Genomic DNA, 200 nt, shown 5'->3' with positions numbered 1-200 from the left:
GCAGCTACTGCAGTAAGCAGTGCCAGTGATACGACGAGTGCTGCTCAATCAGCAGCTCCTGTAGCAAGCAGTGCCAGTGATACGAAGAGTGCTGCTCAATCAGCAGCTACTGCAGTAAGCAGTGCCAGTGATACGAAGAGCGCTGTTTCATCAGCAGCTACTGTAGCAAGCAGTGCCAGTGATACGAAGAGCGCTGTTTC

1 pseudogene is annotated in these 200 nt (G+C 52.5%); it reads left to right on the top strand.

From position 1 onward, the window contains the following. A pseudogene (locus IV55_RS10450) lies at nucleotides 1–200 on the top strand (hypothetical protein); the annotation flags it as partial.

The sequence above is a fragment of the Furfurilactobacillus siliginis genome (assembly GCF_001437435.1).
In the GTDB taxonomy this organism is placed as follows: Bacteria; Bacillota; Bacilli; order Lactobacillales; family Lactobacillaceae; genus Furfurilactobacillus; species Furfurilactobacillus siliginis.
The sequence above is the reverse complement of the archived record's forward strand: the minus strand, read 5'-3'. Positions and strand labels throughout refer to the sequence as shown.